Here is a 25,833-nt window from a genome sequence, read left to right as displayed (position 1 = left end):
AACGGGGCGGGCGGCGGGGCGCCCGGGCGGGTCGGCGGCGGCTACTGCACGACCGCGAAGTCCCAGGGGTCGGTGCGGAGGTCGCTCAGGGTGACCTCGACGTCGTCGAGCTCGCGTCGGAGCTGCTCGGCGGCGGTGTCGAGCCAGAGCCACTCGCTCGCCCAGTGCGACACGTCGACGAGGGCGGGCCCGTGGCCGAGGCGCATCAGGTCGCGGGCGTCGGAGGCGGGGTGGTGCCGGAGGTCGCTCGTGACGTAGACGTCGGCGGCCCGCACGGCGGGGTGGTCGAGCAGCGAGTCGCCGGCGCCCGCGCAGAGCGCCACGGTCTCGACGACGCGGTCGGCGTCTCCGGCCACCCGGACTCCGGAGGCCGTGGGCGGCAGCACGTCGCCGAGCTGGCGGGCGAGCGCGACGAGGCTGGTCGGGCGCGGGAGGCGCCCGACGACGCCGAGCCCGGTGCCCGGGAGGGCGCCCGCCGTGATCGGCGACTGGTCGACGAGGCCGAGCTGGTGGGCCAGCACCCGCGAGGTGCCGGTGGGCACGACGTCGGCGTTGGTGTGCGCCGCGAGGAGGGCGCACCCGGCCCGCTGCAGCCGGGCCACGACGGCGCCCTTGGTCGTGTCGCCCGCCAGCGTCGTCACGCCGCGGAAGAGCAGGGGGTGGTGCGTCAGGAGGAGGTCGGCGCCCAGGGCGACGGCCTCGTCGACGGTGTCGAGCACCGCGTCGACCGCCAGGTGCACGTGCCGGACGGGCTGCTCGGGGTCGCCGAGCACGAGGCCCGGAGAATCCCACGACTCGGCGCCCGCGAGGGGCCAGAGGCGCTCGACGGCGGCGGAGAGGGCTGCGAGGGAGGACACCCCGTCAGCCTAGTCGCGGGCCGCCGGGCGGACGAGGGCGACGGACGCGACCACGACCACCGCGACGAGGGCCGCGGCGACCAGGGCGACGAGCAGGCCGACGACCGGCTCGAGCGGGGCGCCGCCGAGCAGGTAGCCCTGCCACGAGAGGGCCTCCGACGAGGGGGCCAGCAGGCCGAGGCCGACGACGGCGGAGAGCACGACGGCGGCCACGACGGCGATCGGGCCCCGGGTCTCGAGCCGGGCGTCGCCCGGGCGGCGCTGCGAGGCGACGCGGAGCGCCGCGGTGGCCACGAGGCCCCCGACGACCGGCACCGCGAGGGTCGCCACGACGGCCGAGACCAGGAGACCGGCGTCGACGAGCGTGAGCACCACGGCGGCGAGGACGACGAGGACGCCGACGGCCAGGCCGGCCAGGCCGGCCAGGGCGAGGGGGCGTCGCCAGGGCGCCGCCACGGCGACGGGGACGACCGGGGCGTCAGCGGCCGAGGTCCCGGCGACGACGTCGGAGGGCACGGGAGCCGGCTCGGCGCGGGCGACCTCGGCGGCGGCGGTCGTGACCGGTGCCGGGGACCCGGCGGGCGCCTCCCCGACGACCTGCGGGCCCTCGGGGGCAGGAGCGACGTCGAGGACGGCGGGCTCGGCGGCCTCGGACGAGACCTCCGGGGCGACGGCGACCTCGTCGCGCGGAGCGAGCGTCAGGGGCAGGACGACGTCGATGACGCCGGTGAAGCGGAGGCGGGTGCGCTCGAGGGCCTCGGCGGCCTCGTCGGTGCCGATGCGGCCGACCTCGTCGGCCCAGCGGGCGAAGCGGGCGGCCTCCTGGCGGCGCGCCTCCATCTGGGCCTGGACGACGGCCATCAGGTCGACGGTCGCCGTGTCGTCGAGGCGTCGCTCGACCATGCGGACGAGGACGTCGTCGTCGAGCGAGATGCGCTCGGGCGGCTGCGGCAGCGACGGGTCGACGGGCTCGGCGAAGACGGGGAGGGTGATGCTCGACGTGTCGAGGGAGTGGCGCGCGACGCTCGCGGGGCGGGGCTCGGCGGCGTCGGTCGGCACGACGTCGGCGGGCACGTCGGCCCGGTGCGACGGGACGGAGACGGGACGCGGCTCGCGCACCGGGGCGCTCGGCTCGACGACCGCCGTCGGGTCGAGGTCGGCGGGCGACGGCTCGGGGTCGACGGGCGACTGCTCCAGGTCGGCGGGGGCCTCGGGCGTCAGGGTGGGTGTCACGGGGCGGAGCTCCTGGTCGGTCGCCTCGGGCGGGGCGGTGGCCTCCGCCTCGGGCGACGTGCGGGGCACCGGCTCGACGAAGGTCGAGCGGTGCCGCTGGGGCGCGTCGTCGGCCTCGGGCACCACGATGGTGTCGCCCTCGGCCGTCCGCACGCTGTCGGTCATGGCGGGACGGTACCTCGGGCGGCACGCCGGGCCGGGGAGGCTCGCCGGTGTGACCAGCAGGAACGACGGAGTCGCGGGGCCGTCGGCAGGCCCGTGCGGTGCCTGCCCCTCAGCCCCACCCGCCGAGCCACGCCGCGAGGGAGGGCTCGCCGACGAGGGGCTCGAGGCCGTCGGCCGCGCGGCGCTCCGTCCGGAAGAGGTCGTCGCGCTCCCAGCGCGCCCGCCGCAGCTCGGCCCGCCGGGACGTGACGCGGGCGACGACGACGGGCGCGGCTCCGTCGGCCTCGTCGGCCCTGCCGCCCTGCCGCCCCCCGTCCTCAGGCTCCACGGCGCACAGCTCGACGGTGCCCAGCTCGCCGACGCCGACCTCGGCCACGGCCCGGACGAGGGCCACGCCGTCCCGGACCCTCACCTCACCAGGCAGGTCGACCGTCACCCGGGCACCCGTCACGATCTCGGGCCGCTCGGCGACCGTCGCCGCGGAGACGACGCGCGGGTCGCCGCCGACGGCCGACGCGACCTCGCTCGGGACGACGACCCGCGCCTCCGGCAGCACCGCCAGGACGGAGTCCGCCGTGAGGAATGCACGCCCCGGCGACAGGGCGCGGCCGAGGCGGACGACGACGTCGACCGGCCCGTCGCCCCCCCGCAGCGCTCGGGGGCGGGAGCCGGACACGGCCACCAGCCTGCTGAGCGTGATCGTCTCCGCGTTCTGACGCCGCTGCCGGGCCTCGTCGTCGCCGGAGCGACCGGCCCAGTCCGGGCCGTCGTGCCAGGCGACCGCGTCGCGGACGTGCGCGAGCACGGCCCCGCCCCGCCAGGCGCGGTGGACCCACTCCCAGTCCTCTCCCCCGTACTCGGTGAAGCCCTCGTCCCAGCCGCCGACCTCCTCGACGAGCCACCGGCTGCAGGCCGTGACGGCCCCGATGACGTGGCGGTACGACCGGTCGTCGGCGTCGAGCAGGTCGCGGCTGGCCCGGTGGGCGTCGTCGAGCCACGCGGGCGACGGGAGCTCGGCGGCCGGCCCCGCGACCTCGACCGGTGCGTCGACCGGGACGCCGCCGAAGTCGGCGTGCCGGCGGCGCCCCACGGCCACCACCTCGGGCGCGAGGGCCGGCAGCCGGGTCACCGCGGCGACGTAGCCCGGCTCGGGCGCCGTGTCGGCGTCGAGGAAGACGAGCACGTCGCCGGTCGCGGTCCGCACGCCGAGGTTGCGCGCGGCGGCCAGCCGGAAGCCCTCGTCGCGCTGCCGCACGAGCACGACGCCGGGCGGCACGACGGGCGCCTCGGGCGATCCGTCGTCGACGACCACGACCTCGAGGCGGTCGGCGGGGTGCGTCTGCCGGGCGAGGGCCGCGAGCGTCCGGTCGAGCTCGGCCTGCTGACGGTAGTGGGGCACGACGACGCTCACGCGGGGCGGCTCCGCGGGGAGGTCGCCGTCGAGCAGGTCCCAGCGGTTGCCGGGCAGGCCCCGCCCCCACGGCGGCCGCGCCGTCACCAGGCCACCTCGTCGGCCCACCAGCGCACCGAGGCCGCCGCGACGTCGGCGAGGCCGGGCGCCGTCACCGCCGACGGCCCGAGCCAGGTCGAGGCGGGGTCGGCGAGGGCCGCCGCCAACGCCGTCACGAGGTCGTCGGGGTCGACGAGGGTCAGGGTGCCCGGCCGCAGCTCGGCCATCTCGCGGGAGTACCTCGTGTCGGGCACCAGGGGGCGCCGCCCGGCCGCGATCCAGGTCGCGATCGATCCGGAGGCCGAGACGTGGCGGTGGGCGGCGACGGGCACCGCGGCCCGGCGGCAGCGCTCGAGCAGCTCGTCGTCGTCGAGGTAGCCCGTGACCTCCAGCGACACTCCGCGGGAGGCGGCGCCGGCGACGAGCTCCGCGAGCTCGGCCTCGTGGCCCGTCGACGCGCGCCCCAGGGCCGCGACCCGCAGGGCCGACCCGGCGGCCCGCAGCTCGACGACGGCGTCGACGAGCTCGGCGTGGCCCTTGCCGGGGTAGAAGAAGCCGATGACGGCTGCCGTCCCGTCCGGCCGCGGGCGCTGCCCGGGCGCGGGCGCCGGCCCGACGGGGTCGACGGCCAGGGGCAGGACGGCCGCCCGGGCGCCCGCCCCGGCGAGGACGTGCTCGTCGAGCAGCAGCGCCTCGTGCCGGCTGTTGCAGACGACGCCCGCGGCCGCCTCGACCACGCGCCGGTAGCACTCGGCGCGCCGCGGGAGGTTGCGCTCGCCGTCGGAGGGCTGCGGGAGGTCGTGCAGGGTGACCGTGAGCGACGTCCGGCGCGCGAGGTCCTCGACGCGGTCGGCCGCCTCCTCGGGGGACCCTCCCCAGAGCCGGTCGGTGAAGTGGAGGTGGGACCGGGCCGGAGGCGCGGTGCCGGTGAGCGCGTCGGGCCCGACCGCGAGGTCCCGCCCGACCAGGGCCGCCACGGCCTCGGCGACGCGACGGGCGTACGTCGAGACCCCGTGCTGCGGGTCGTCGGTGACGACGAGGGCCGGCAGGCCGGCGGAGCCGGGCGCCGAGGGCGCCGGCACCGGGCCGCTCACGACAGCCCCAGCAGGCGCAGCGCGTCGGCGTGGCGGGCGAGCGCCGCCGTCACGACCTCGGGGTGGTCGGCGTACCAGCCGAGGTGCGCCTCCTCGACCTCGGCCGCCTCGACGCGGCGGCCGCCGACGACCCAGTGGTCGGTCGGCGCCTCGTCGAGGCCGAACGCCTCGACGACGACGGCCTCCCGGGGCGCGTGCACGCTGTCGAGCAGGGGGCGCCCCGGGTCGACCTCGTGCTCGGGCAGGGCGAGCCGACGACGGACCCGCTCGGCCAGCGAGCGCCAGACGGGGTTGCCGGGGTGGTTGAGCGTGCGCATCTGGGCGAAGGAGGGGCGGTCGAAGAGGTCGGAGACGACGACGGCGTCGTGGGCCTCCTCGCGCCGGCGCAGCTCGCCCCGGGAGAGCTCGGCGACCGCCCGCACGGACTCGGGCCGGAGCGGGGGCAGCGGCGAGGGCGCGTCGACGGCGCCGCCCCGCGCCGCGGCCCGCACGACGAGCCGCAGGTCGTGGTACTCGACGACGGGCGGCACCAGCGACGCGTCGCTCGGCGGCCGGACGATGGCGTGGGCCGGGTAGAGGCCCGCGAACCGGATGACGGGCACCCGCACGACCCGGGCCCGCGCCGGCAGCGCCGCCGCGAGCTGCGCCGTCCCGAGGGGCAGGCCGTGGTAGTCGTCGCGGACGGGCTGCGAGACCAGCAGCTCCGCCCGGGCGAGCCAGCGCGCGAGGTGCGGGAGGTCCGTGGCGACCAGCTCGTGGACCGCGGGCGTCCTCACCGTCCGCAGGCCGCCTCCCTCGAGGGCGATGCGGAGCGACTCCGCCTGGCAGTTGCCGACGACGAGGGCGACGGCGCCGTCGCCCTCGGGCTCGCTGAGCCCGTAGAAGTCGCCGTAGTGGCGCGTGCGGCCGTCGACGACGGGGGTGGTGGTCACGATGGGGTCGCCTTCCTGCCGGCGACGGTCGTGGCGGGCAGCTCCAGCTTGCCGGGTCCGGGGCCCTCCCGCCCGGCGCGGATCAGAGGGGTACACGCACACAGGGCCTGAGAGCCTCCCGAGGACTAGCGTCCGTGGAGGCCGCTCCCATCGGCTCACCCCCTCCTCGACACCGACCGGCCCCCGGACGTCAGCAGGGTCCTGCGGACTCGTCCGCCCCGCCCCAGACGACACGCCGAGGAGGCACGATCATCGATCCCCTGAACGACCGGGTCGCTCCCCCGCAGCCGCTGCTCCGGGTCGCGTCCGTCCCCGCCGCCCACCCCTACGTGCGCGCGCTCGACGCGGCGGACCGCTCCGCCACGGTCGTCCGCCTCGCCGACCCGGCCCCGGCCGGCGCCGGCCCCGGCCAGTGGTGGCCCCCCGTGATGGTCGACGCCGGCTGGGTCCGGGCGCACGCCGACGAGTTCGACCTCCTGCACGTCCACTTCGGCACGGAGTCGTTCACCCTCGAGCACCTCGCGGGCGTCGTCGCCGCGCTGCGCGAGGTCGGCAAGCCGCTCGTCTACACCGTCCACGACCTCGAGAACCCCCAGCTCGTCGACCAGGGCGACCACGCCGCCCAGCTCGACCTCCTGGTGCCCGCCGCGGACGTCGTCCTGACCCTCACGCCCGGAGCCGCCGCCGAGGTGGCCCGGCGCTGGGGGCGCGAGGCCGTCGTCGTCGCGCACCCCGACCTGCTGCCCCTCGACGCCGAGGCGCCCTCCGGCCGGGCGTCCGACGCGCTGGTCGTCGGCGCGGCGCTCCGCGACCTGCGGCCGAACATCGACGCCGTCCGCGCCGTCGAGACGCTGCTGGCCGCGGCCGAGCTGCTGCGCCGCGACGGCACCGACGTCGTCGTCCGCGTCGACCTCAACGAGCGCGTGCGGGACGAGGAGGCGCGGGCCCGCGTGGCCGCGCTGGTCGCGTCGGACCCCCACGCCGTCCTCGACGTGCACCCCCGCCTCTCCGACGACGAGCTCGCCGCGTCGCTCGCCGACCTCGACGTGGCCGTGCTCCCCTACCGGCACGGCACCCACTCCGGCTGGGTCGAGCTCTGCTGGGACCTCGGCGTCCCCGTCGCCGGCCCCCGCGTCGGCTACGCGGCCGAGCAGCACCCGGACTCCTTCGCAGCGTTCGACGCCGGCGACCCCGCCACGCTCGCCGAGGCCCTCCGCACCCTGACCGACGGCCGGGGAGGCCGTCCCGGCAGCGCCGCCCGGGCCGAGCTCGTCGCGCGCCGGCGCCTCGTGCGCCGGGTGCAGCGGCGCACGGTGGCCGCGACGCACGACGAGGCCTACGCCGCCGCGCTCCGCTCGGCGGCCGACCGCTCGGGCGCCTCCGCGCCGGAGCCGCGCGGCCGGGCGGACGCCGCCGAGCCGGGCGACGCCTCCTGCCGCGACGGGGAGCCCCTCCGCATCGCCGTCGTCGCACCGCTCCGGTACCCCATCCGCCAGCCGCACGCCGGCGGGCTCGAGTCGTCGGTCTGGAACCAGGTGCGGACGCTCCGTGCCCGCGGCCACCACGTCGTGCTCTGCGCCCCCGAGGGCAGCGACTTCCTGGAGGGCGGGCCGACCGAGTTCACCCTGCCGCCCGTGGTGTGGGACGATCCCGCCGAGGCGACCGACACGACGTACCCGGCCGGCTACCTCGAGCGGGCGCTCCCCGCCCTCGACCGGGCCCTGGCCTGGGTCGCCGAGCACGCCGGCCAGTTCGACGTCGTCGAGAACCACAGCCTGCACGGCCTGCCCCTCTCGTGGGCGGGCCGACTCGGCGTGCCCGTCGTGTCGACGCTGCACACGCCGACGCTGCCCGACCTGCTCGAGCACCACGCCCGCGGGCCCGAGCCGCGCAGCGCCTTCCTCGCCGTCAGCGACCACACGGCGCGGGAGTGGCGGGCGGCGGGCGTCGAGTCGCTCGTGCTGCCGAACGGCGTCGACACCGACCTGTGGCCGCTCGGGCCGGGCGGCGACGACCTCGTCTGGTCGGGGCGGCTCGTGCCCGAGAAGGGCGCCGACCTGGCGATCGCAGCCGCCCGGCGGACCGGTCGGCGCCTCGTGCTCGCCGGCCGCGTCGGCGACGCGGCCTGGTTCGAGGAGGCCGTCGAGCCGCACCTCGGCGACCGGGTCCGCTACGTCGGCGAGCTCGACCAGCGCAGCCTGGCCGACCTCGTCGGCCGCAGCGCCTGCGCGCTCGTCACGCCCGTGTGGGAGGAGCCGTTCGGCCTCGTCATCGCCGAGGCGCTCGCCGTCGGGACGCCGGTGGCGGCCTTCGACACCGGCGGCGTCTCGGAGGTCGTCGGCTCGTCGGCCGGAGCGGGCCTCGTCGCCATGGGCGACGCCGACGCGCTGGCCCACGTCGCGGAGGGGCTCGCCGCGCAGTCGCAGAGCACCCCCGGGTTCCGGGCGCGCATCCGCGAGGACGCCGTCGACCGGCTGTCGCTGCGGCACCGCGCGGGCGTGCTCGAGGGCCTCTACCGGTCGCTCGTCGAGACCCGCCGAGGCGTCTCGTCGACGTCGTCGCCCTCCCCGGTCGACACGAGCACGGTCGACACGGGCACGGTCGACACGCTCGACTCCCTCGACGTGACCGACGCCGGCGCGCGGGCCGACGCGTGAGCGACGCCCGGCCGCTCGTCGGCTGGTACGTCCACCACCACGGGGCCGGCCACGTCACGCGCTTCACGGCCGTCCGCCCGCACCTCGCCGCGCGGGTGGTCGTGTTCAGCAGCCTGCCCGCCCCCGCCGGCCTCCCCGCCGACACCGAGTGGGTGCTCCTGCCCCGCGACGACGGGCCCGCCGCGTCCCGCTCGGGCGACGGCGCCGACCTCGACCCCCGCGACGCCTCCCCGACGGTGCGGGGCCTGCTCCACTGGGCGCCGCTGCACCACCCGGGCCACTCCGCACGGCTGGCCGCGATCGCCGGCTGGGTCGGCGAGCACCGGCCCGCGGCGTTCGTCGTCGACGTCTCGGTCGAGGTCGCGCTGCTCGTGCGCCTCCTCGGCGTGCCGCCCGTCGTCGTCACCCAGCCGGGCGACCGCTCCGACGAGCCCCACCTCCTCGCCTTCCGCGCCGCCGAGCGGGTCCTCGCGCCCTGGGCGCCGGGCCTCCACGCCTCCCCCGCCCTCGACGTCGCCGCCGACCGCGTCCGGACGGTGGGGGGCATCTCCCGCTTCGCCGGTCGACCCCGCGCGGTGCGCCCCACGGCCTCGGCGGGCCCGCGGGTGCTGGTGCTCCCGGGAGGGGGCGACGGAGGCGCGGGTCGCCTCGCCGACGACGTCGCGCGCGCCGCGGCGGTCACCCCCGGCGCCTCGTGGACCCTGCTGGGCGGCGAGGCGGGCGCGTGGGTGGACGACCCCTGGGAGCTCCTGTCGACGGCCGACGTCGTCGTGACGGCGGCCGGCCAGAACAGCGTGGCCGACCTCGCCGCCGCCGGCGCCCGCGCCGTCGTCGTGCCGCAGGGCCGCCCCTTCGACGAGCAGGGCGCGACGTCGCGCCTGCTGGCCGACCGCGGCCTCGCCGTCGTGGTCGACGGGTGGCCGGCCGACGAGGCGTGGCCCGCCCTCCTCGACCGGGCGCTGGCGACGACGCCCGACTGGTCGACCTGGCAGGTCGAGGGCGCGCCCGCCCGGGCCGCCGCCGTCGTCGCGGAGGTGGCCTCGTGGCAGCGCTGACGGTCGCCGTGACGCTGTGCTCGGAGGCGCGGCTCGGCCATCTGCGGGCCCAGCGGGTCCGCCTGGGCCGGCTGGCGCCTCCGGTGCCCCACGTCGTCGTGTGGCTCAACGAGTCCCCGGCCCCGAAGGGCGCGGGGCTGGAGGACGCCGTCGTCGTGCACGTCCCGCCGGGGCCGGACGGCCTGCGGCTGGCCGAGGGCCGGAACCGCGGCGCCGCGGCGGCCCGGGCGCTCGGGGCGAGCCTGCTCGTGTTCCTCGACGCGGACTGCGTGCCCGGGCCCGACCTCGTCCCCGGCTACGAGGCCGCGGCGGCCCGGCACCCCGGCGCGCTGCTCTGCGGCCCCGTCACGTACCTGCCCGAGGGCGCGAGCCTCGCCGAGCTCGACCGTGACCCCGCGGGGCTGACGCGCCCGCACGCGGCCCGGCCCGCGCCTCCCGCCGGCCGCACCGTCGTCGCCCGCGACGGCGACCACCGGCTGTTCTGGTCGCTCTCCTTCGCGCTCGACGTCGACACCTGGGCCCGCGTCGGCGGCTTCTCGGCGGAGTACGAGGGCTACGGCGGGGAGGACACCGACTTCGCGTTCGCGGCGCACGCGGCGGAGGTGCCGCTCGTCTGGGTGGGCGGCGCGCACGCCTACCACCAGTGGCACCCGACCTCCTCGCCGCCGTGGCAGCACCTCGACGACATCCTCCGCAACGGGCGGGTGTTCGCCGAGCGCTGGGGCAGCTGGCCCATGGAGGGGTGGCTCGCCGCCTTCGAGGAGGCCGGGGCGATCGAGCGCCGCGGCGGGGGCTGGGCACGGACGACGCGCGCGGCGACGGGGCAGTCGGCCTGACCTCGTGGTGAGGGTAGGCTAACCTCACCTGGTGACCTCGTCCGCTCCTCCCCTCACCACCTCCGGCCTGGGTGCTGCCCGGCGGGCCGCCCCCCGGGGCGTTCTCCTCCTCGCCGGCCTGGTCGTCGTCGTCGCGGCGAGCCTCGCCCTCGGCAGCGCCGTCCTCTCGCCGGCCGCCGTCGTCGGCGCCCTCCTCGACCCGGCCCGCGACGTCGGGGCCGTGGTCTGGGGCTCCCGCGTGCCGCGGACCGTCCTCGGGCTGCTGGCGGGCGCCTCCCTCGGCCTCGCGGGCGCCGTGATGCAGGGCCAGACGCGCAACCCCCTGGCCGACCCGGGGCTCTTCGGCGTCTCGGCCGGGGCGAGCCTCGCCGTCGTCGTCGGCGTGTACGTGCTCGGCACGAGCTCGGTCGTCGCGACGCTCTGGCTCGCGCTCGTCGGCGCCGTCGTCGCGAGCGTCGTCGTCTTCTCGGTCGCCGCCCTCGGGCGGGGGCTCGCGAGCCCCGTGCCGCTGGCGGTCGCGGGGTCGGCGGTCTCGGCCCTCCTCGTGGCGCTGACGTCGTTCCTCGTCCTCTCCGACGAGACGACGCTCGCCGCGTACCGCATCTGGGTCGTCGGCTCGCTCTCCGGCCGCTCGCTCGACGGGGCGGGGCCCGCCGTCGCCGTCGCCCTCGCCGGAGCGGCCCTGGCGGCGGTCAACGCCCGGTCGCTCGACACGCTCGCCCTCGGCGCCGAGCTCGCCCGGGGCCTCGGCGAGAGCCTCCTCCGGGCGCGGCTGGTCGGGCTCGGCGCCATCACCCTGCTGACGGCCGCCGCGGTCGCCGTCAGCGGGCCGATCGGCTTCGTCGGGCTCACGGCCCCGCACCTGGCCCGCGCGCTCGTCGGGGGCGGGCACGCCCGGCTGCTGCCGGCCTCGGCGCTCGTCGGCGCGGTGGTCCTGCTCGCCTGCGACGTCGTCGGCCGACTGGTCGGCGGCACGTCGGAGCTGTCGGTCGGGGTGGTGCTCACGGTGCTCGGCGGGGCGGCCTTCGTCGCGATCGTCCGCCGCGGGACGGCGGCCGCGCTGTGAGCCGGCTCGACGCCCGCACGCCCGCCGGCGGGGGCGGCCCCGCGACCACGCCGACGGCGCCCGCCGACCGGGTCGCGGCCGGGGCCGAGGTCGCGGCCGGGACCGAGGCCGGGACTCGGGCACCGGCACGGCCTCGCGCCGTCGGCGGGCCCCGCGCGGCCGCCGCGACGGCGGGCTCGCTGCTGGTCGTCGTCGCCCTCGCCCTGGTGGGGCTCGCCGCGGGGTCGTCGTCGCTCGGGGTCGCCGACGTGGTCCGCACCCTCGCCGGAGGCGGCACGCCCGCCCAGGAGCTCATCGTGCTCGACCTGCGCCTGCCCCGGGTCGCCGGGGCGCTCGTGGTCGGAGCGTGCCTCGGCCTGGCCGGCGCCCTCACGCAGACCTTCGCGCGCAACCCGCTGGCGACCTCCGACATCCTCGGCGTCACCCCGGGCGCCGGCCTCGGCGCCGTCGCGGCGATCGTGCTGGCCGGCGGCGGGTACTCCGTGACGGGAGGGCTGCTCAGCGTCGGCGTCCCGGCGGCCGCGGTCGTCGGGGCCCTCGTGGCCGCCGTGGCGGTGTACGCGCTGTCGTGGCGGGGCGGCGTCGACGGCTACCGGCTCGTGCTCGTCGGCATCGGCGCGACCGCCGCCCTCGGCGGGCTCACGAGCTGGCTCGTCGCCCGCGCCCGGATCACCGACGCCGCGGCGGCCAGCCAGTGGCTCGTGGGCAGCGTCTCGGGCATCTCGTGGGCGAGCGTCTGGCCCGCCCTGGTCGTGTTCGCCGTCGTCGCCCCGCTGGCGGCGTCGCAGACGAGGGCGCTCGACGTCAGCCAGCTGGGCGACGACCTGTCGCGGGGGCTCGGCGTCGCCGTGCAGCGCCACCGGCTCGTCGTGCTCGCCTGCGCCGTGCTGCTGACCGCCGCCGCGGTGTCGGCCGGGGGGCCGCTCGAGTTCGTCGCGTTCGTCGCGCCGCAGCTCGCCCGGCGCGTCGCCGGCACGGGCCGCCCGCCCCTCGCCGCCTCGGCGACGTTCGGGGCGCTCGTCGTCGTCGCCGCCGACCTCGCCACCCGGACGCTGCTGCCCGGCGAGGTGCCCGTGGGCATCGTCACCGCCGTGGTCGGCGCCCCGTACCTGATCTGGCTGCTCGTCCGCCACCGTCGAGAGGACCGACCCGCATGACCGACCCCACCCGCGACTCCCCCGCCTCCCCTGCCTCCCCTGCCCGCGACTCCCCCGGCCCCGCGCTCCGCGCCCGGGGGGTGACGCTCGGCTACGACCGGCGGATCGTCGTCGACGGGCTCGACCTGTCGATCGAGCGCGGCACCGTCACGACCCTGATCGGCGCGAACGGCAGCGGGAAGTCGACGGTGCTGAGCGCGCTCGGCAGGCTGCTGGCGCCGGTCGCGGGCGCGGTCGAGCTCGACGGCCAGCCCCTCCGCTCGCTGCCCGGCAAGGCCGTGGCGCGACGGCTGGCGGTCCTGCCGCAGAAGCCCCTCACCCCGTCGGCGACGACCGTCCGCGACCTCGTGTCACGCGGTCGACACCCGCACCAGAGCCTGCTGCGCCCGTGGACGCCCGCCGACGCGGCGGCGATCGACGACGCCCTCGACGCGACGGGTCTCCGCGACCTCGCGGGGCGCGATGTCGGGTCGCTCTCCGGCGGGCAGCTGCAGCGCGCGTGGCTCGCGCTCGTCCTCGCGCAGCAGGCCGACGTGCTCCTGCTCGACGAGCCGACCACCTTCCTCGACCTGGCCCACCAGCTCGAGATCCTGCGGCTGGTGCGGTCGATCAACCGGCGGCGCGGCACCACGGTGGTGATGGTGCTGCACGACCTCACCCTCGCCGCCCGGTACTCCGACCGGCTCGTGGTCGTGGGCGCCGGGCGAGTGCTGGCGGACGGGACGCCGTGGGAGGTCCTGACGCCGGAGCTGCTGCGGGAGGCGTTCGACCTCGACGCCGTGGTGCTGACAGACCCGACGAGCGGTGCTCCGCTCGTGGTGCCGCGCGACCCCGACCTGCGCCCCGCCGTGGACCCCGCCGGCGAGCCCGGCCTCGCGGACGCCGGTGGCGCCACGAGGTAAGGGCAGGCTACCCTTACTCTTCGTGACCATCTCGACGGCCGTGCGCCGCCCCCTCCGCCCCTTCCGCCTCCTCGCGCCCGTCGCGGCCCTCGCCCTCGTGCTCTCCGGCTGCTCGACCGACGCGGGGGGCGACTCCCCCGCCGCCGACGGCGCCGACACCGGCGCCTGGAGCTTCACCGACGACACCGGCACGACGGTCGAGCTCGACCACCGCCCCGAGCGCGTCGCGAGCTTCACCGACTACGCGATCGGCCTGATGAGCTACGGCGTCGAGCCGGTGGCCCTGTTCGGCCGCTACGACGTCGCGAGCGACGCGCGCCTCGAGGGCGCCGACCTCGACGACACCGCGATCGTCGGGAACTCCTACGGCGAGATCGACCTCGAGGCCCTCGCCGAGGCCGCCCCCGACCTGATCGTGACGGGCATCTACCCCACCGACCGCGAGGGCACCCTCGACCTCGAGGCGCCGTACTACGGCTTCGCCGACGCCGAGCAGCAGGCCCAGCTCGAGAAGATCGCCCCGGTCGTCGCGATCGAGGTCGGCGGCTCGGGCCTCGACGTCATCGACAGCGTCAACCGGCTCGCCTCGGCGCTCGGCGTGGACGACGCGACGATCGCCGACGCGAAGACCGAGTTCGACGCCGCCGCGGCCGACCTCACGGCGGCGGCCGACGAGAGCGACGTCGAGGTGACCGCGATGTACGCCGACGCCGACGGCGTCTACGTGACGAAGCCCGCCGACGAGCCCGAGACCGAGCTGTACCGCAGCCTCGGCGTCCGGTACACGGACCTCCACCCGGACGGGTACTACTACTGGGACATCTTCAGCTGGGAGAACGCGAGCCAGATGATGACCGGCGACGTGCTGCTGGTCAACAACGAGGGCTTCCAGACCGCGGACCTGGAGGCGCAGCCCACCTTCGCGTCGCACCCCGCCCTCGCCGCGGGGCAGGTGCACGACGGCTGGTCGGGCGCCGCCCTCGACTACCGCTCGCAGGCCGAGCACATGACCGAGCTCGCCGAGATCCTGCGCGAGTCGCGACCGCTCTGACGCTCGTCGAGGCGAGGGTGCGTCGTGCCCGCCGCCGTGTCCGGGTCAGTCCGTTTGCAAAAGTCCTACTTTTCATGGCACCCTGACCCGGACGCAGGGCCCGCACCGGGCTCCGGCGTGGGACGGCGCACCTCGCCCGACGAATTCAACGGAGAAGATCGACATGGACGACTGGACACAGACTCTGGAGGCGGGGCCGCTCCTCGCCATCGCGGCGGGGGCCATCGCGCTCATCCTGCTGCTGGTCATCAAGTTCAAGCTGCACGCCTTCCTGACCCTCGTCATCGTCGCGGCGCTGACGGCGCTCGTCGCCGGCGTCCCGACCGGTGCCATCGCCGAGCTGCTCGTGACGAGCTTCGGCACCACGCTCGGCTCCGTCGCCCTGCTGGTCGGCCTCGGCGCGATGCTCGGCCGCCTCGTCGAGTCGTCGGGCGGCGCCCGGGTGCTCGCCGACCGGATGGTCGACGTCTTCGGCGAGAAGCGGGCGCCGTTCGCGCTCGGCCTCGCCTCGCTCATCATGGGCTTCCCGATCTTCTTCGACGCCGGCCTGATCGTCATGCTGCCGATCGTCTTCGCCGTGGCCCGCCGCATGGGCGGCAAGTCGATGCTGCTCTACGGCATCAGCGCCGCCGCCGCCTTCTCGGTCATGCACGTCTTCCTGCCCCCGCACCCGGGCCCCGTCTCGGCGACCGAGCTGCTCGGCGCCGACCTCGGCATCGTCCTGCTCGCCGGCCTCGTCATCGTCTTCCCGCTCTGGTACGTCTCGGGCTACCTGTGGGCCAAGTACGTCAACGCGCGCATCCCCCTCCCCGTGCTCTCGCTCTTCGGCGACGAGAAGGACGACGTGCAGGCCGGCAACCCGCCGAAGGCCAGCACGGTCATCGCCGTCCTCGCCGTGCCGCTCGTGCTGATCCTCCTCAACACCGGCCTCACTTCCCTCTCGTCCGTCGGCGTCGTCGACGGCGACGCCACCTGGGTCCAGGCCCTCGTGCTCGTCGGCACCAGCGGCATCGCGCTGCTCATCTCGGTGCTCGTCGCCGCCGTCGTCCTCGGCCGTGCCCGCGGCGTGAGCGGCAGCGCCCTCGAGAAGGTGCTCGAGAGCGCCCTCGGCCCGATCTGCTCCGTCGTGCTCATCACCGGCGCCGGCGGCATGTTCGGCGGCGTGCTCCGCGCCTCGGGCATCGGCGACGCCCTCGCCGACGTCCTCGGCGACCTCGGCCTGCCCGTCATCGTGGCCGCCTGGCTGATCGCCGCCATCCTGCGCCTCGCCCAGGGCTCGGCCACCGTCGCCCTCGTGACGGCCGCCGGCCTGATCGCCCCCGCCGTCGCCCTGGCCGACCTCAACCCCGTCCAGCTCGCCGCCGCCGTGCTCGCCACCGCCGCGGGCTCGGTCTTCGCCGGTCACGTCAACGACTCGGGCTTCTGGCTCGTCGGCCGCCTCATGGGCATGGACGTCAAGACGACGCTCCGTGTCTGGACCGTGCAGCAGGCCGTGGAGTCGGTGCTCGGCTTCGCCGCCGCCCTCCTGGTCTTCGGCGTGGGCGCGTTGCTCTAGCCCTCCCCCGCCCCGCCCCGGCACGGCCCTGCACCGCCCCGCCCCTGCCCGCCGTCCGCCGGCAGGGCCCCTCGAGAGGAACATCGTGAACGACCTGTTCGACCTGACCGACCGGCTGGCCCTGGTGACCGGCTCCTCCCGCGGCCTCGGCCGCACCCTGGCGACGGCCCTGGCGGAGGCGGGGGCCCGGGTCGTCGTGCACGGTCGCGACGCCGCGGCCCTGGAGGAGACGCGCGACGAGATCGAGCGCGCGACCGGCCGTCGCCCCGCCGCGACGCTCTTCGACGTCACCGACGCCGCGGCCGTCGAGTCCGCCGTCGCGGACCTCGTGGCGGAGCACGGCGTGCCCGACGTCCTGGTGAACAACGCCGGCGTGCAGCGTCGGGCGCCCTTCACCGAGTTCCCGGTCGAGGACTGGGACGCGGTGGTCAGGACGAACCTCTCGAGCGTGTTCTACGTCTCGCGCTTCGTGGCCCCGGGGATGGTCGAGCGCGGCTCGGGCAAGATCGTCAACATCGCGAGCGTGCAGTCGATGCTCGCGCGGCAGACGATCGCGCCCTACTCGGCGACCAAGGCCGGCGTCGCGCAGCTGAGCCGCGGCATGGCCGCCGACCTGGCGCGGCACAACGTGCAGGTCAACACCCTGTCGCCCGGCTACTTCGCGACCGAGATGAACACCGACCTCTGGCAGGACGAGACCTTCGACGCCTGGCTGCGGCAGCGCACCCCCGCCCAGCGCTGGGGCCGGGTGGAGGAGCTGCAGGGCACCCTCATCTACCTCGCCTCGGCGGCGAGCGACTTCGTCTCGGGGCAGAACATCTTCGTCGACGGCGGCATGACGAGCGTCGTCTAGAGCAGTGGAGGACACGACCATGAAGACCATCCAGATCGACGGAGCCCTCAGCCTGGCCGAGCGCGACGTCCCCCTGCCCGAGCCCACGGAGGGCGAGGTGCGCATCCGCGTCGAGTGGGTCGGCATCTGCGGCTCCGACCTGCACTACTACTTCGAGGGCGCCAACGGGGCCTTCGTCGTCGAGGAGCCCCTGACCCCCGGGCACGAGCTCTCGGGCCGCGTCGACCTCGACCCCAGCGGCCGCCTCGCGCCCGGCACCCCCGTGACGGTCCACCCGGCCCGTCGGGGCACGCCGGCGCCCGGCGTCGAGGACGCCCCGCACCTCTGGCCCGGCGGCTCCTACCTCGGCAGCGCGTCCACCCGACCGCACACGCAGGGGGCCCTCAGCGAGCACCTCGTCGTCGACGCCGGCATGGTGCGGGTGCTGCCCGAAGGGCTGCCCCTCGACCGGGCCGCCCTCGCCGAGCCCCTCGCCGTCGCCCTCCACGGCGTCGGCCGGGCGGGCGACGTCACCGGGGCGCGCGTGCTCGTGTCGGGGGCCGGGCCGATCGGCCTGCTCGCCGCCGCGGCAGCCCGCGCCCGCGGAGCCGCCCACGTGACCGTGGTCGACCTCCTGCCCGAGCCCCTCGCCCGGGCCACGGCGGTCGGGGCCGACGTCGTCCTGCGCCTCGGCGTCGACGAGGTGCCCGCCGAGGCCTTCGACGTCGTGCTCGAGTGCTCGGGCGCCTCCCCCGCGATCAGCGCCGCGTTCGTCGCCGCGCGTCGTCGGGGCGTCGTCGCGCAGATCGGCATGGTGCCCGACCAGCCCCGACCCGTGAACCTCGCACCGGCCATCTCGAAGGAGCTCACGGTCGTCGGGGTGTTCCGCTTCGACGACGAGATCGACGAGGCCGTGCGCCTGCTCACCGACGACCCGTCGCTGGAGGCGGTCGTCACCCACCGGCTGCCGGCCGCCGAGGCCGTCCGCGCCTTCGAGGTCGCGAAGGACTCCTCGGCCAGCGGCAAGGTGCTCGTCTCCGCCTGGCACGGCTGACGACGCGCCTCCCGCCGGGAGCGGGCGCGGAGGGGGCGCGGAGGGGGCACTGACGGGGCCTGCCTCCACGGAGGTGCCGCGCGTAGCGTGGTGGGAGGCGACCGGAGCGACCTCGTGTCGGGCTCCGCGCCTCCCCCTCACCACCACCCTTGGAGCACCCCCATGCGCACCGTCACCGCCTACGCCGCCCCGTCGGCCACCGAGCCCCTCGTGAAGACGACCATCGAGCGCCGCGACGTCGGCCCGAAGGACGTCATGATCGAGATCGCCTACGCCGGCATCTGCCACAGCGACATCCACACCGTCCGCGGCGAGTGGGGCGAGATCCAGTACCCGCAGGTCGTCGGCCACGAGATCGTCGGCACCGTCTCCGAGGTCGGCTCGGAGGTGACGAAGCACCAGGTCGGCGACCGCGTCGGCGTCGGCTGCATGGTGAACTCGTGCGGCGAGTGCGAGTACTGCCTGCGCGGCGACGAGCAGTACTGCGCGAAGGGCAACGTCGGCACGTACACCGGCGTCGACCCCGCCGACGGCACCATCACGCAGGGCGGCTACTCGCAGGCCGTCGTCGTGACCGAGGACTTCGTCCTCCGCGTGCCGGAGTCGCTCGACTACGACAAGGTCGCGCCGCTGCTCTGCGCCGGCATCACCCTCTACTCGCCGCTGCACCACTGGGGCGTGACCGAGGGCACCAAGGTCGCCATCGTGGGCATGGGCGGCCTCGGCCACATGGGCGTCAAGATCGCCGCGGCGCTCGGCGCCGAGGTCACCGTGCTCTCGCAGACGACCTCGAAGGAGGAGGACTCGCTCCGGTTCGGCGCGAAGGCGCACTACGCGACCAGCGACGAGCAGACCTTCACCGACCTGGCGAACTCGTTCGACCTGATCGTCAACACCGTGTCGGCGAAGATCGACATGGGCGCGTACCTCAGCCTCCTGAGGGTCGACGGGACGCTCGTCAACGTGGGCGCCCCGTCGGAGCCCCTCGAGGTGCCGGCGTTCGCTCTCATCCCCGCGCGTCGCAGCTGGGCCGGCTCGGCCATCGGCGGCATCCGCGAGACGCAGGAGATGCTCGACTTCTGCGCCGAGCACGGCATCCTGCCCGAGACGGAGCTGATCAGCGCCGACCAGATCAACGAGGCCTACGAGCGCGTCCTGGCGTCCGACGTGCGCTACCGCTTCGTCATCGACACGGCGACCATGGCCTGAGGCCCGCGCGGGGCGACCCGCGACACGACGACGCCCGTGCCGGAGGAGGTCCTCCGGCACGGGCGTCGTCGTGTCGCGGTGCTGCGGTGCTGCGGTGCTGCGGTGCTACTTCACCGCGATCGACTGCGCCTCGAGGGCCGCGATCGTCTTTTCCTGGCCGTCCTTGAGCGCGTCGAGCAGGGTGCCGTCGCCGGAGGCCGCGGTGCCGAAGCCGTCCGAGATGTCGCTGTAGGTCTGCGTCATCGTGGGGCCCCAGGTGAAGGGCTGGATGTTCTCGGCGGCCTTCGCGAAGTCCTCGTAGATGGGCTGGTCGCCGTAGAACTCGACGCCGGCGGTCAGGGCCGGCAGGTCGGCGCCGGTGGTCGAGGCCGGGTACAGGTTGGCCTCCTTGTTGAGGGCGTCCAGCGCCTCCGTGGAGGTGTTCAGCCAGATCAGGAACTTCGACGCCTCGGCGGGGTGCTCGCTGCCCTTGAAGACGACGTTCGACGATCCGCCCCAGGCGGCCGAGGCGCTCTCGCCCTCCTCCCACTGCGGCATGGGCGCGACGGCCCACTTGCCCGACGTGTCGGGCGCGCCGCTCGAGATGGTGTTGGCGCCCCAGACGGCCGAGACCCAGGTCCAGTCCTGGTCGGTGTTGTACGCGTTGTTCCACTCGTCGGTGAAGCTCGGCAGCGTGCTGACGAGCCCCTTCGAGATGAGGTCCTGCCAGTAGTCGGCGACCTTGGTGGAGGCCTCGTCGGTCATGTCGACGCTCCAGGTGCCGTCGCTCGTGTCGAACCACTGGCCGCCGGCCTGCGAGACGAGCCCGGCGAACTGGTTGACGTCGCCCTTGGCGAAGTTGGTGATGCTGCCGCCCATCTCCTTGATCGTCACGGCGTCCTCGGCGTACTGCTCCCACGTGGTGGGCACGTCGAGGCCGGCCTGCTCGAAGAGGTCCTTGCGGTAGTACAGCGCCATGGGGCCGGAGTCCTGCGGGATCGCGTAGACGGAGTCGTCCTCGCCGAAGGTGACCTGGTTCCAGAGTCCGTCGGAGAAGTCGGCCTCGGCGTCGGAGACGCCCTCGCACGAGGCGATGTTCGCGAGGCCGTCCTGCACGCGGAACGCGGGCAGCGTGTCGTACTCGACCTGACCGATGTCGGGGGCGTTGTCGGCCTTCAGCTGGTTGAAGAAGTTCTGGTAGGTGCCGCTGTTGCCGTTCGGCACGATCGAGACCTTGACCTGGATGTCGGGGTTCTCCTCGTTCCAGAGGGCGACGACCTTGTCCATGTTCGGCACCCAGGTCGTGAAGTTCAGGGTGACCGTGCCGGAGGAGGCCTCGCACGAGGCGGAGTCGCCGGAGGCGCTGTCCGAGCCGCTGCCGGAGCTGCAGCCGGCGAGGGCGATGGTCGAGACCACGGCGGCTGCCGCGATCGTGAGGACGCGGGATCTGTTCATGCTGATTCCTATCGAGGTGCGTGACCGGGGTGCCCGGTCACGGGTGGGAACGACGCTGTTGCCGTGGGGAAGGGAAGTCGAGGAGGCGCGGTGCGGGTCGAGCGGGCCGGGCCGGCTCACTTGAGCCCGCCGGCGCCCAGGCCGCTGCGCCAGAAGCGCTGCAGGCTGAGGAAGGCGACCAGGAGGGGGATGATCGAGACGAACGCCCCCACGAGCACCAGGGTGCGCAGCTCGGGGTACTGGCTCACGTTGGAGTTCCAGGTGTAGAGGCCGAGGGTCACGGGGAAGAGCTCCTGCGACCGCAGCATCACGAGGGGCAGGAAAAAGTTGTTCCAGATCGCGACGAACTGGAAGAGGAACACCGTCACCAGGGCGGGCGACATGAGGCGGATCGCGACGGTGAAGAAGGTGCGGAGCTCGCTCGAGCCGTCGATGCGGGCCGCCTCGATGATCTCGTCGGGCACGCTCGACGCCGCGTAGATCCGGCTCAGGTAGACGCCGAACGGGCTGACGATGCTCGGCAGGAAGACCGCCCAGAAGGTGTCGGTCAGCTGCACCTGGCTGAAGATCAGGAAGAGCGGGAGCGCGAGCGCCGTCGCGGGCACCAGGACGCCGCCGAGGAAGACGTTGAACAGGGCCTCGCGACCGCGGAAGCGGTACTTCGCCAGGGCGTAGCCGCACATGGCGGAGAGGATCGTGCCGAGCCCGCCGGCGACCGTGGCGTACACGATGCTGTTCAGCATCCACCGCGGGAAGATGCCGTCGTTGTAGGTGAAGAGCTGCCCGATGTTGCCGACGAAGTCCTGCAGCGACGTCGCCGAGAACCAGAGCGCCGGCCCGCTGTTGAAGTTGTCGAGCGTCTTGGTCGACGAGACGAACAGCCAGAAGATCGGGATGAGGAAGTAGAGCGTGAAGGCGCCCATGATGATCATCGCGGCGGAGCGCGACATGACGCTCTCGCGGGGGCCGCGGCCGCGCTTCGGCGCCGGCGTGCTGGCGTCGTCGAACGACTGGGCGGGACGGGTGGGTGCGTCGACGGTCACTGGTCGGCCTTCCGCTGGGTCAACCGGAGGAAGCCGATCGAGAGGATGAACGTCGCGACCGCGAGGACGACGCTGAACGCGGCGGCGAGGTTGAAGTTGGGCACCGACGACGTCGAGTAGACGAGCATGTTCGGCGTGAAGGTCGACGAGATCGTCGACGTGAACTGGCGGAACACCAGCGGCTCGGTCAGCAGCTGCAGGGTGCCGATCACCGAGAACACCGCGGTGAGCACGATCGCCGGGATGACGAGCGGGATCTTGATGGCGACGGCGATGCGCCACTGCGAGGCGCCGTCCAGGCGCGCGGCCTCGTAGATCTCGGTGGGGATGGCGAGCAGCGACGAGTAGATGATCAGCATGTTGTAGCCGACGAAGACCCAGGTGACGACGTTGGCGATGGCCCACAGCACCGTGCCGCCGTCGAGCAGGCCCACGCTCGAGGTCACCGCGGAGAACGGCGAGAGGCTCGGCGAGTAGAGGTAGCCCCACATGATGGCCGCGATCACGCCGGGGACGGCGTACGGGGCGAAGAAGGCGAGGCGTAAGAAGCGCTTGCCGCGGAGGAGGGGCGAGTCGAGGAGCAGGGCGAAGAGCAGGGCCAGGAAGAGCATGACCGGCACCTGCACGACGCCGAAGAGCAGCACCCGGAGGATGGACGACCAGAACTCGCCGTTCTGGAACACCAGCGCGTACTGCGCCAGGCCGCCGAAGACCTGGGTGGGGGCGCCGAAGGTGCCCTCGCGCTCGATCTTCTGGAGCGACTGCCAGACCGCGTAGAGGATGGGCGTGAGGTAGAAGGCCGCGAAGAGCACGCCGAACGGGAGGACGAAGATCGCGATCGCCTTGCGGTAGCGGAACCCCCTCCTGCGGCCGGGGGCCTCGGGTCGCGGGGCCTCGTCGGTCGCGCGGCGACCTCGCGAGCGGGCGGAGGTGACGGTCATGATGCCTTCCTGTCCTGGCGGATGATGTGCGAGCCGCCCGCGGCGAGCTCGACGGGCCCCGAGACGTGCTGCTCGGAGACCAGGTCGTAGCCGGAGAACTCGTGGACGACGACGTCGTCGGAGTGGTTGAGGACGAAGACCCACTCGTGCTGGTCGCCGACGCGGCGGACGACCTCGACCCCGGCGCGGCCGGCGACCTCGCTGCGGGGGGCGACCCCGGCCTCGTCGACGGCGCGGGCCACGACGTGGCGGAGCGTCGCGGCGTCGAGCTCGGTCGAGACGTACCAGCCGAGGCCTCGGCCGTGCGCGTTCCGCGTCACGGCGGGGCGACCGGCGAGCGTGCCGGAGGCGTAGCCCAGGACGGCCTCGGCGCCGACGAGCTCCACGGGCTCCGACCAGAGCGACCCGGTGGCGCCGACGGGCCCGCCCGAGATCTCGACCCGGCCGCCGACCGGCAGCGGGGAGAACTCGTCGACCCGCACGCCCAGCAGGTCGCGGAACGCCCCGGGGTAGCCGCCGACGCGCACCGCGTCGGTCTCGTCGACGACGCCGCTGAAGAACGTGACGAGGGCCGAGCCGCCGGCCGCGACGAACTCGTCGACCACGGCCGCGTGCTCGTCGCGGACGAGGTAGAGGCTCGGCACCACGACGAGCGCGTAGCCGTCGAGGGAGGCGCCGGGCGCGACCACGTCGACCGTCACGCCGAGCTCCCAGAGGGCGCCGTAGAGGCGGTGGACCTGCTCGATGTACGAGAAGTCGGCTGTGGGGTGCGCCTCCAGGTCGGCCGCCCACCAGTTCTCCCAGCTGAAGACGAGGGCGACGTCGGCGACGACCCGCGAGCCGCGCAGCTCGCCGAGCCGGCCGGCGAGGGCGCCGAGCTCGACGGAGTCCCGCCAGGTGCGCGACGAGGTGCCGGCGTGCGGCAGGAGCGCCGAGTGGAACTTCTCGGTGCCCTTGACGGAGGCGCGCCACTGGAAGAAGCAGATGCCGTCGGCGCCGCGGGCCACGTGGGAGGCGGTGTTCCGGAGCATCTCGCCCGGCGCCTTCGTGAGGTTGCGGGGCTGCCAGTTGACGGCTCCCGTCGAGTGCTCCATCAAGATCCACGGCGCGCCGCCGGCGAGGCCCCGGGTGGTGTCGGCGGCGAACGAGAGCTCGACCTCGGGGCGCTCGAGGCGGTGGTCGAGGTAGTGGTCGTTGGCGATCACGGCCATGTCGCCCGCCCAGGTCCAGTAGTCCTGGTTCCTGATGTGCGCGGCCACCATGAAGTTGGTCGTGATCGGCACCGCACTGGCGAGCCGGATGACCTCGGCCTCGGCCCGGTAGTGCTCGAGCAGCGCGTCGGAGCTGAAGCGGTGGAAGTCGATGGTCTGCGCCGGGTTGACGAACGACAGCGTCGCCCGCGGGGGCAGCACCTCGGTGAACGACGAGTAGCGCTGGCTCCAGAAGGCCGTGCCCCACGCGTCGTTCAGCGCGTCCACGGTGCCGTGGCGCGCCTCCAGCCAGGCCCGGAAGGCGAGGGCCGACTCGTCGCAGTAGCAGAGTGCGTTGTGGCAGCCGAGCTCGTTCGAGACGTGCCAGAGCTTCAGGGCCGGGTGCGAACCGTAGCGCTCGGCGGTCGCCCGCACGAGGTCGAGGGCGCGCTCGCGGAAGACCGGCGAGCTGGGGCAGTAGGCCTGGCGGCCGCCCGGCCAGCGCGTCGTGCCGTCGGCCGCGACCGGCAGCACCTCGGGGTGGCGCGTGGTGAGCCACGGCGGCGGGGACGACGTGCCGGTGCCGAGGTTGACGCCGATGCCGGCCTCGTGCAGCAGCTCGATGACCGTGTCGAGGTCGTCGAACCGGAAGCGCCCGGGCTCGGGCTCCACGTGCGACCAGCCGAAGATGTTGATCGCGACCAGGTTGACCCCGGCCTCGCGCATCAGCGCCACGTCCTCGACCCAGGTCTCGCGCGACCACTGCTCGGGGTTGTAGTCGCAGCCGAAGACGAGGCCGTCGAGCCCGAGGTCGAGCGCGGTGCGCTGCGGGAGGGTCTGGGTCAGCACGGGGGCCTCGGCTTCGTCGTCGGGTTCTCCCCCGCCGACGCCAGGCCGGAGCCCTTCGTCTGTGAAGGTTCACACACAGTTTCTGTGATCGTTCCCACACACCGCCGACGAGGGCCGGGGCGAGTCTTTCTGGGAACGTTCACAGAGTAAAACCCAGGCTCCCCGGTTTGTCAACACGACGGGCCCCGAGATGCCGGCCCCGGCCGTCCAGGGTCGGCTAAGGTGACTCCCATGCCTGGTCAGCCAGCCCCCCGGCGCCGGGCCACGATCCACGACGTCGCCGCCGAGGCGGGCATCTCACGAGGCACCGTCTCGAGGGTGCTCAACGACGAGCCCTACGTGTCGGCGCAGGCCCGGGAGGCCGTGGAGGCCGCGGTGGCGAAGGTCGGCTACGTCCGCAACGCGGCCGCGCGCAACCTCGTCACGCAGCGGTCGCGGGCCGTCGCGCTGATCGTGCACGAGCCGCACTCGGTGGTCCTCGACGACCCCAACATCGGCAACATCCTGATCGGCACGAACGCGGTGCTCTCGCAGGCCGACCACCAGCTCGTCACCCTGATGATCGACTCCCGCCGCGACAGCGACCGCGTCGTCGAGTACCTCCGGGGCGGCTTCGTCGACGGCGCGATCATCCTGTCGGCCCGCACCGGCGACCCGATCTCGCAGGCGGTCGCCGAGCTGCGCCTCCCCGCGTCGTTCGTCGGCCACCCGCTCGACGCCCCCGACATCCCCTACATCGGCATCGACAACGCCGCGGCGGCCGAGGCGATCGTGCGTCGCCTGCTCGGCACCGGCCGGCGCCGGGTCGGCATGCTCGCCTCCGGCCTGGACCGCGACTCGGGCCAGGACCGCCTCGCGGGCTTCCGGGCCGCCCTCGGCGACCTCTTCGACCCCGACCTCGTCGTCCGGAACCCGTTCTACAGCTACACCGCCGGCGTCGACGGCATGACGGAGCTGCTGCGACGCGACCCCACCGTCGACGGCGTCTTCGCCGCGTCGGACGCCGTCGCGGCCGGGGCCCTCGACGTGCTGCACCGGCGGGGCGTCGACGTGCCGGGGCAGGTCGGCATCGTCGGCTTCGACGACAGCTCGTGGGCGCTGCGCTGCACGCCGGCGCTCTCGACCGTGCGGCAGCCGGCGGAGGACCTCGGCCGCCGGGCCGCCCAGCAGGTGCTCGACCAGCTCGGGGGCACCGACCGCGCCGTCGGCGTCCTGCTGCCGACCGACATCGTGTGGCGCGACAGCGCCTGACCGGTCCCGCAGGGGTCCGG

General features: G+C 75.2%; 21 protein-coding genes. 12 read left to right on the top strand and 9 right to left on the bottom strand.

Annotated elements, in window-relative coordinates:
- Positions 1-41: 41 nt before the first annotated feature.
- The 5 genes from F1C15_RS01225 to F1C15_RS01205 form a co-directional block, all read right to left on the bottom strand.
- Entirely contained in the window at positions 42-857 is an 816-nt protein-coding gene (locus F1C15_RS01225) for a Nif3-like dinuclear metal center hexameric protein (protein WP_185232546.1), read from the bottom strand.
- Positions 858-866: 9 nt separating this feature from the next.
- Positions 867-2,255, bottom strand: a complete 1,389-nt coding sequence (locus F1C15_RS01220) for a hypothetical protein (protein ID WP_185232544.1) — start codon at positions 2,253-2,255, stop codon at positions 867-869.
- Between the two features lie 109 nt (positions 2,256-2,364).
- Entirely contained in the window at positions 2,365-3,753 is a 1,389-nt protein-coding gene (locus F1C15_RS01215; protein WP_255465390.1) for a glycosyltransferase family 2 protein, read from the bottom strand.
- Positions 3,750-4,799: a hypothetical protein gene (locus F1C15_RS01210; RefSeq protein ID WP_185232542.1), complete on the bottom strand. Its 1,050-nt coding sequence runs from the start codon at positions 4,797-4,799 to the stop codon at positions 3,750-3,752. Before F1C15_RS01210 ends, F1C15_RS01215 begins: the two co-directional genes overlap by 4 nt.
- Entirely contained in the window at positions 4,796-5,731 is a 936-nt protein-coding gene (locus F1C15_RS01205; protein ID WP_185232540.1) for a WcbI family polysaccharide biosynthesis putative acetyltransferase, read from the bottom strand. Before F1C15_RS01205 ends, F1C15_RS01210 begins: the two co-directional genes overlap by 4 nt.
- A 329-nt stretch (positions 5,732-6,060) precedes the next feature.
- Between F1C15_RS01205 and F1C15_RS01200 the strand changes: the two genes are divergently transcribed.
- From F1C15_RS01200 to F1C15_RS01150, 11 genes are all read left to right on the top strand, one after another.
- A complete protein-coding gene (locus F1C15_RS01200; RefSeq protein ID WP_185232538.1) occupies positions 6,061-8,388 on the top strand; it encodes a glycosyltransferase in 2,328 nt (775 codons plus the stop codon).
- Positions 8,385-9,443: a glycosyltransferase gene (locus F1C15_RS01195; RefSeq protein ID WP_185232536.1), complete on the top strand. Its 1,059-nt coding sequence runs from the start codon at positions 8,385-8,387 to the stop codon at positions 9,441-9,443. The genes F1C15_RS01200 and F1C15_RS01195 overlap by 4 nt, the downstream gene beginning before the upstream one ends.
- Positions 9,431-10,279 (top strand): glycosyltransferase family 2 protein, encoded by an 849-nt coding sequence (locus F1C15_RS01190; protein WP_255465388.1) that lies wholly within the window; start codon positions 9,431-9,433, stop codon positions 10,277-10,279. Before F1C15_RS01195 ends, F1C15_RS01190 begins: the two co-directional genes overlap by 13 nt.
- Positions 10,280-10,310: 31 nt before the next feature.
- Complete coding sequence (locus tag F1C15_RS01185) at positions 10,311-11,345, top strand: iron ABC transporter permease (protein ID WP_219731561.1); 1,035 nt, start codon at positions 10,311-10,313, stop codon at positions 11,343-11,345.
- Entirely contained in the window at positions 11,342-12,502 is a 1,161-nt protein-coding gene (locus tag F1C15_RS01180; protein ID WP_219731560.1) for an iron chelate uptake ABC transporter family permease subunit, read from the top strand. The genes F1C15_RS01185 and F1C15_RS01180 overlap by 4 nt, the downstream gene beginning before the upstream one ends.
- The gene (locus F1C15_RS01175) at positions 12,499-13,404 is read left to right on the top strand and encodes an ABC transporter ATP-binding protein (RefSeq protein WP_185232534.1); all 906 of its coding nucleotides are present in this window, start codon (positions 12,499-12,501) and stop codon (positions 13,402-13,404) included. The genes F1C15_RS01180 and F1C15_RS01175 overlap by 4 nt, the downstream gene beginning before the upstream one ends.
- Before the next feature lie 22 nt (positions 13,405-13,426).
- Positions 13,427-14,455 carry an ABC transporter substrate-binding protein gene (locus F1C15_RS01170; RefSeq protein WP_185232532.1) on the top strand — a complete coding sequence of 343 codons (1,029 nt, stop codon included), beginning with the start codon at positions 13,427-13,429 and terminating at the stop codon, positions 14,453-14,455.
- Positions 14,456-14,618: 163 nt separating this feature from the next.
- A complete protein-coding gene (locus F1C15_RS01165) occupies positions 14,619-16,010 on the top strand; it encodes a GntP family permease (RefSeq protein WP_185232530.1) in 1,392 nt (463 codons plus the stop codon).
- Between the two features lie 85 nt (positions 16,011-16,095).
- Positions 16,096-16,863 carry an SDR family oxidoreductase gene (locus F1C15_RS01160; RefSeq protein WP_056054451.1) on the top strand — a complete coding sequence of 256 codons (768 nt, stop codon included), beginning with the start codon at positions 16,096-16,098 and terminating at the stop codon, positions 16,861-16,863.
- Between the two features lie 19 nt (positions 16,864-16,882).
- Positions 16,883-17,896: a zinc-binding dehydrogenase gene (locus F1C15_RS01155; protein ID WP_185232528.1), complete on the top strand. Its 1,014-nt coding sequence runs from the start codon at positions 16,883-16,885 to the stop codon at positions 17,894-17,896.
- Positions 17,897-18,058: 162 nt separating this feature from the next.
- Positions 18,059-19,105: an NAD(P)-dependent alcohol dehydrogenase gene (locus F1C15_RS01150; RefSeq protein ID WP_056054448.1), complete on the top strand. Its 1,047-nt coding sequence runs from the start codon at positions 18,059-18,061 to the stop codon at positions 19,103-19,105.
- A 105-nt stretch (positions 19,106-19,210) separates the two neighbouring features.
- Here F1C15_RS01150 and F1C15_RS01145 read toward each other — a convergent pair whose 3' ends face one another.
- The 4 genes from F1C15_RS01145 to F1C15_RS01130 form a co-directional block, all read right to left on the bottom strand.
- Positions 19,211-20,539: an ABC transporter substrate-binding protein gene (locus F1C15_RS01145; protein ID WP_056054445.1), complete on the bottom strand. Its 1,329-nt coding sequence runs from the start codon at positions 20,537-20,539 to the stop codon at positions 19,211-19,213.
- 116 nt (positions 20,540-20,655) lie between these two features.
- Positions 20,656-21,489 carry a carbohydrate ABC transporter permease gene (locus F1C15_RS01140; protein WP_056055866.1) on the bottom strand — a complete coding sequence of 278 codons (834 nt, stop codon included), beginning with the start codon at positions 21,487-21,489 and terminating at the stop codon, positions 20,656-20,658.
- An 89-nt stretch (positions 21,490-21,578) separates the two neighbouring features.
- Positions 21,579-22,523 (bottom strand): carbohydrate ABC transporter permease, encoded by a 945-nt coding sequence (locus tag F1C15_RS01135; RefSeq protein WP_185232526.1) that lies wholly within the window; start codon positions 22,521-22,523, stop codon positions 21,579-21,581.
- Entirely contained in the window at positions 22,520-24,562 is a 2,043-nt protein-coding gene (locus F1C15_RS01130; protein ID WP_185232524.1) for a beta-galactosidase, read from the bottom strand. The genes F1C15_RS01135 and F1C15_RS01130 overlap by 4 nt, the downstream gene beginning before the upstream one ends.
- A gap of 231 nt (positions 24,563-24,793) precedes the next feature.
- Between F1C15_RS01130 and F1C15_RS01125 the strand changes: the two genes are divergently transcribed.
- Positions 24,794-25,813: a LacI family DNA-binding transcriptional regulator gene (locus tag F1C15_RS01125; RefSeq protein ID WP_167259086.1), complete on the top strand. Its 1,020-nt coding sequence runs from the start codon at positions 24,794-24,796 to the stop codon at positions 25,811-25,813.
- Positions 25,814-25,833 lie beyond the last annotated feature (20 nt).

This window comes from Frigoribacterium sp. NBH87 (assembly GCF_014217665.1).
GTDB lineage: Bacteria > Actinomycetota > Actinomycetes > Actinomycetales > Microbacteriaceae > Frigoribacterium > Frigoribacterium endophyticum.
This window is presented reverse-complemented; position numbering and strand designations above follow the sequence as displayed.

What these genes read in the sequence shown, in the direction of transcription:
- F1C15_RS01135 (WP_185232526.1), bottom strand. Translation starts at nt 22,523, where the DNA reads ATGACCGTCACCTCCGCCCGCTCGCGAGGTCGCCGCGCGACCGACGAG.
- F1C15_RS01155 (WP_185232528.1), top strand. Translation starts at nt 16,883, where the DNA reads ATGAAGACCATCCAGATCGACGGAGCCCTCAGCCTGGCCGAGCGCGAC.
- F1C15_RS01220 (WP_185232544.1), bottom strand. Translation starts at nt 2,255, where the DNA reads ATGACCGACAGCGTGCGGACGGCCGAGGGCGACACCATCGTGGTGCCC.
- F1C15_RS01150 (WP_056054448.1), top strand. Translation starts at nt 18,059, where the DNA reads ATGCGCACCGTCACCGCCTACGCCGCCCCGTCGGCCACCGAGCCCCTC.
- F1C15_RS01145 (WP_056054445.1), bottom strand. Translation starts at nt 20,539, where the DNA reads ATGAACAGATCCCGCGTCCTCACGATCGCGGCAGCCGCCGTGGTCTCG.
- F1C15_RS01125 (WP_167259086.1), top strand. Translation starts at nt 24,794, where the DNA reads ATGCCTGGTCAGCCAGCCCCCCGGCGCCGGGCCACGATCCACGACGTC.
- F1C15_RS01175 (WP_185232534.1), top strand. Translation starts at nt 12,499, where the DNA reads ATGACCGACCCCACCCGCGACTCCCCCGCCTCCCCTGCCTCCCCTGCC.
- F1C15_RS01140 (WP_056055866.1), bottom strand. Translation starts at nt 21,489, where the DNA reads ATGTCGCGCTCCGCCGCGATGATCATCATGGGCGCCTTCACGCTCTAC.
- F1C15_RS01165 (WP_185232530.1), top strand. Translation starts at nt 14,619, where the DNA reads ATGGACGACTGGACACAGACTCTGGAGGCGGGGCCGCTCCTCGCCATC.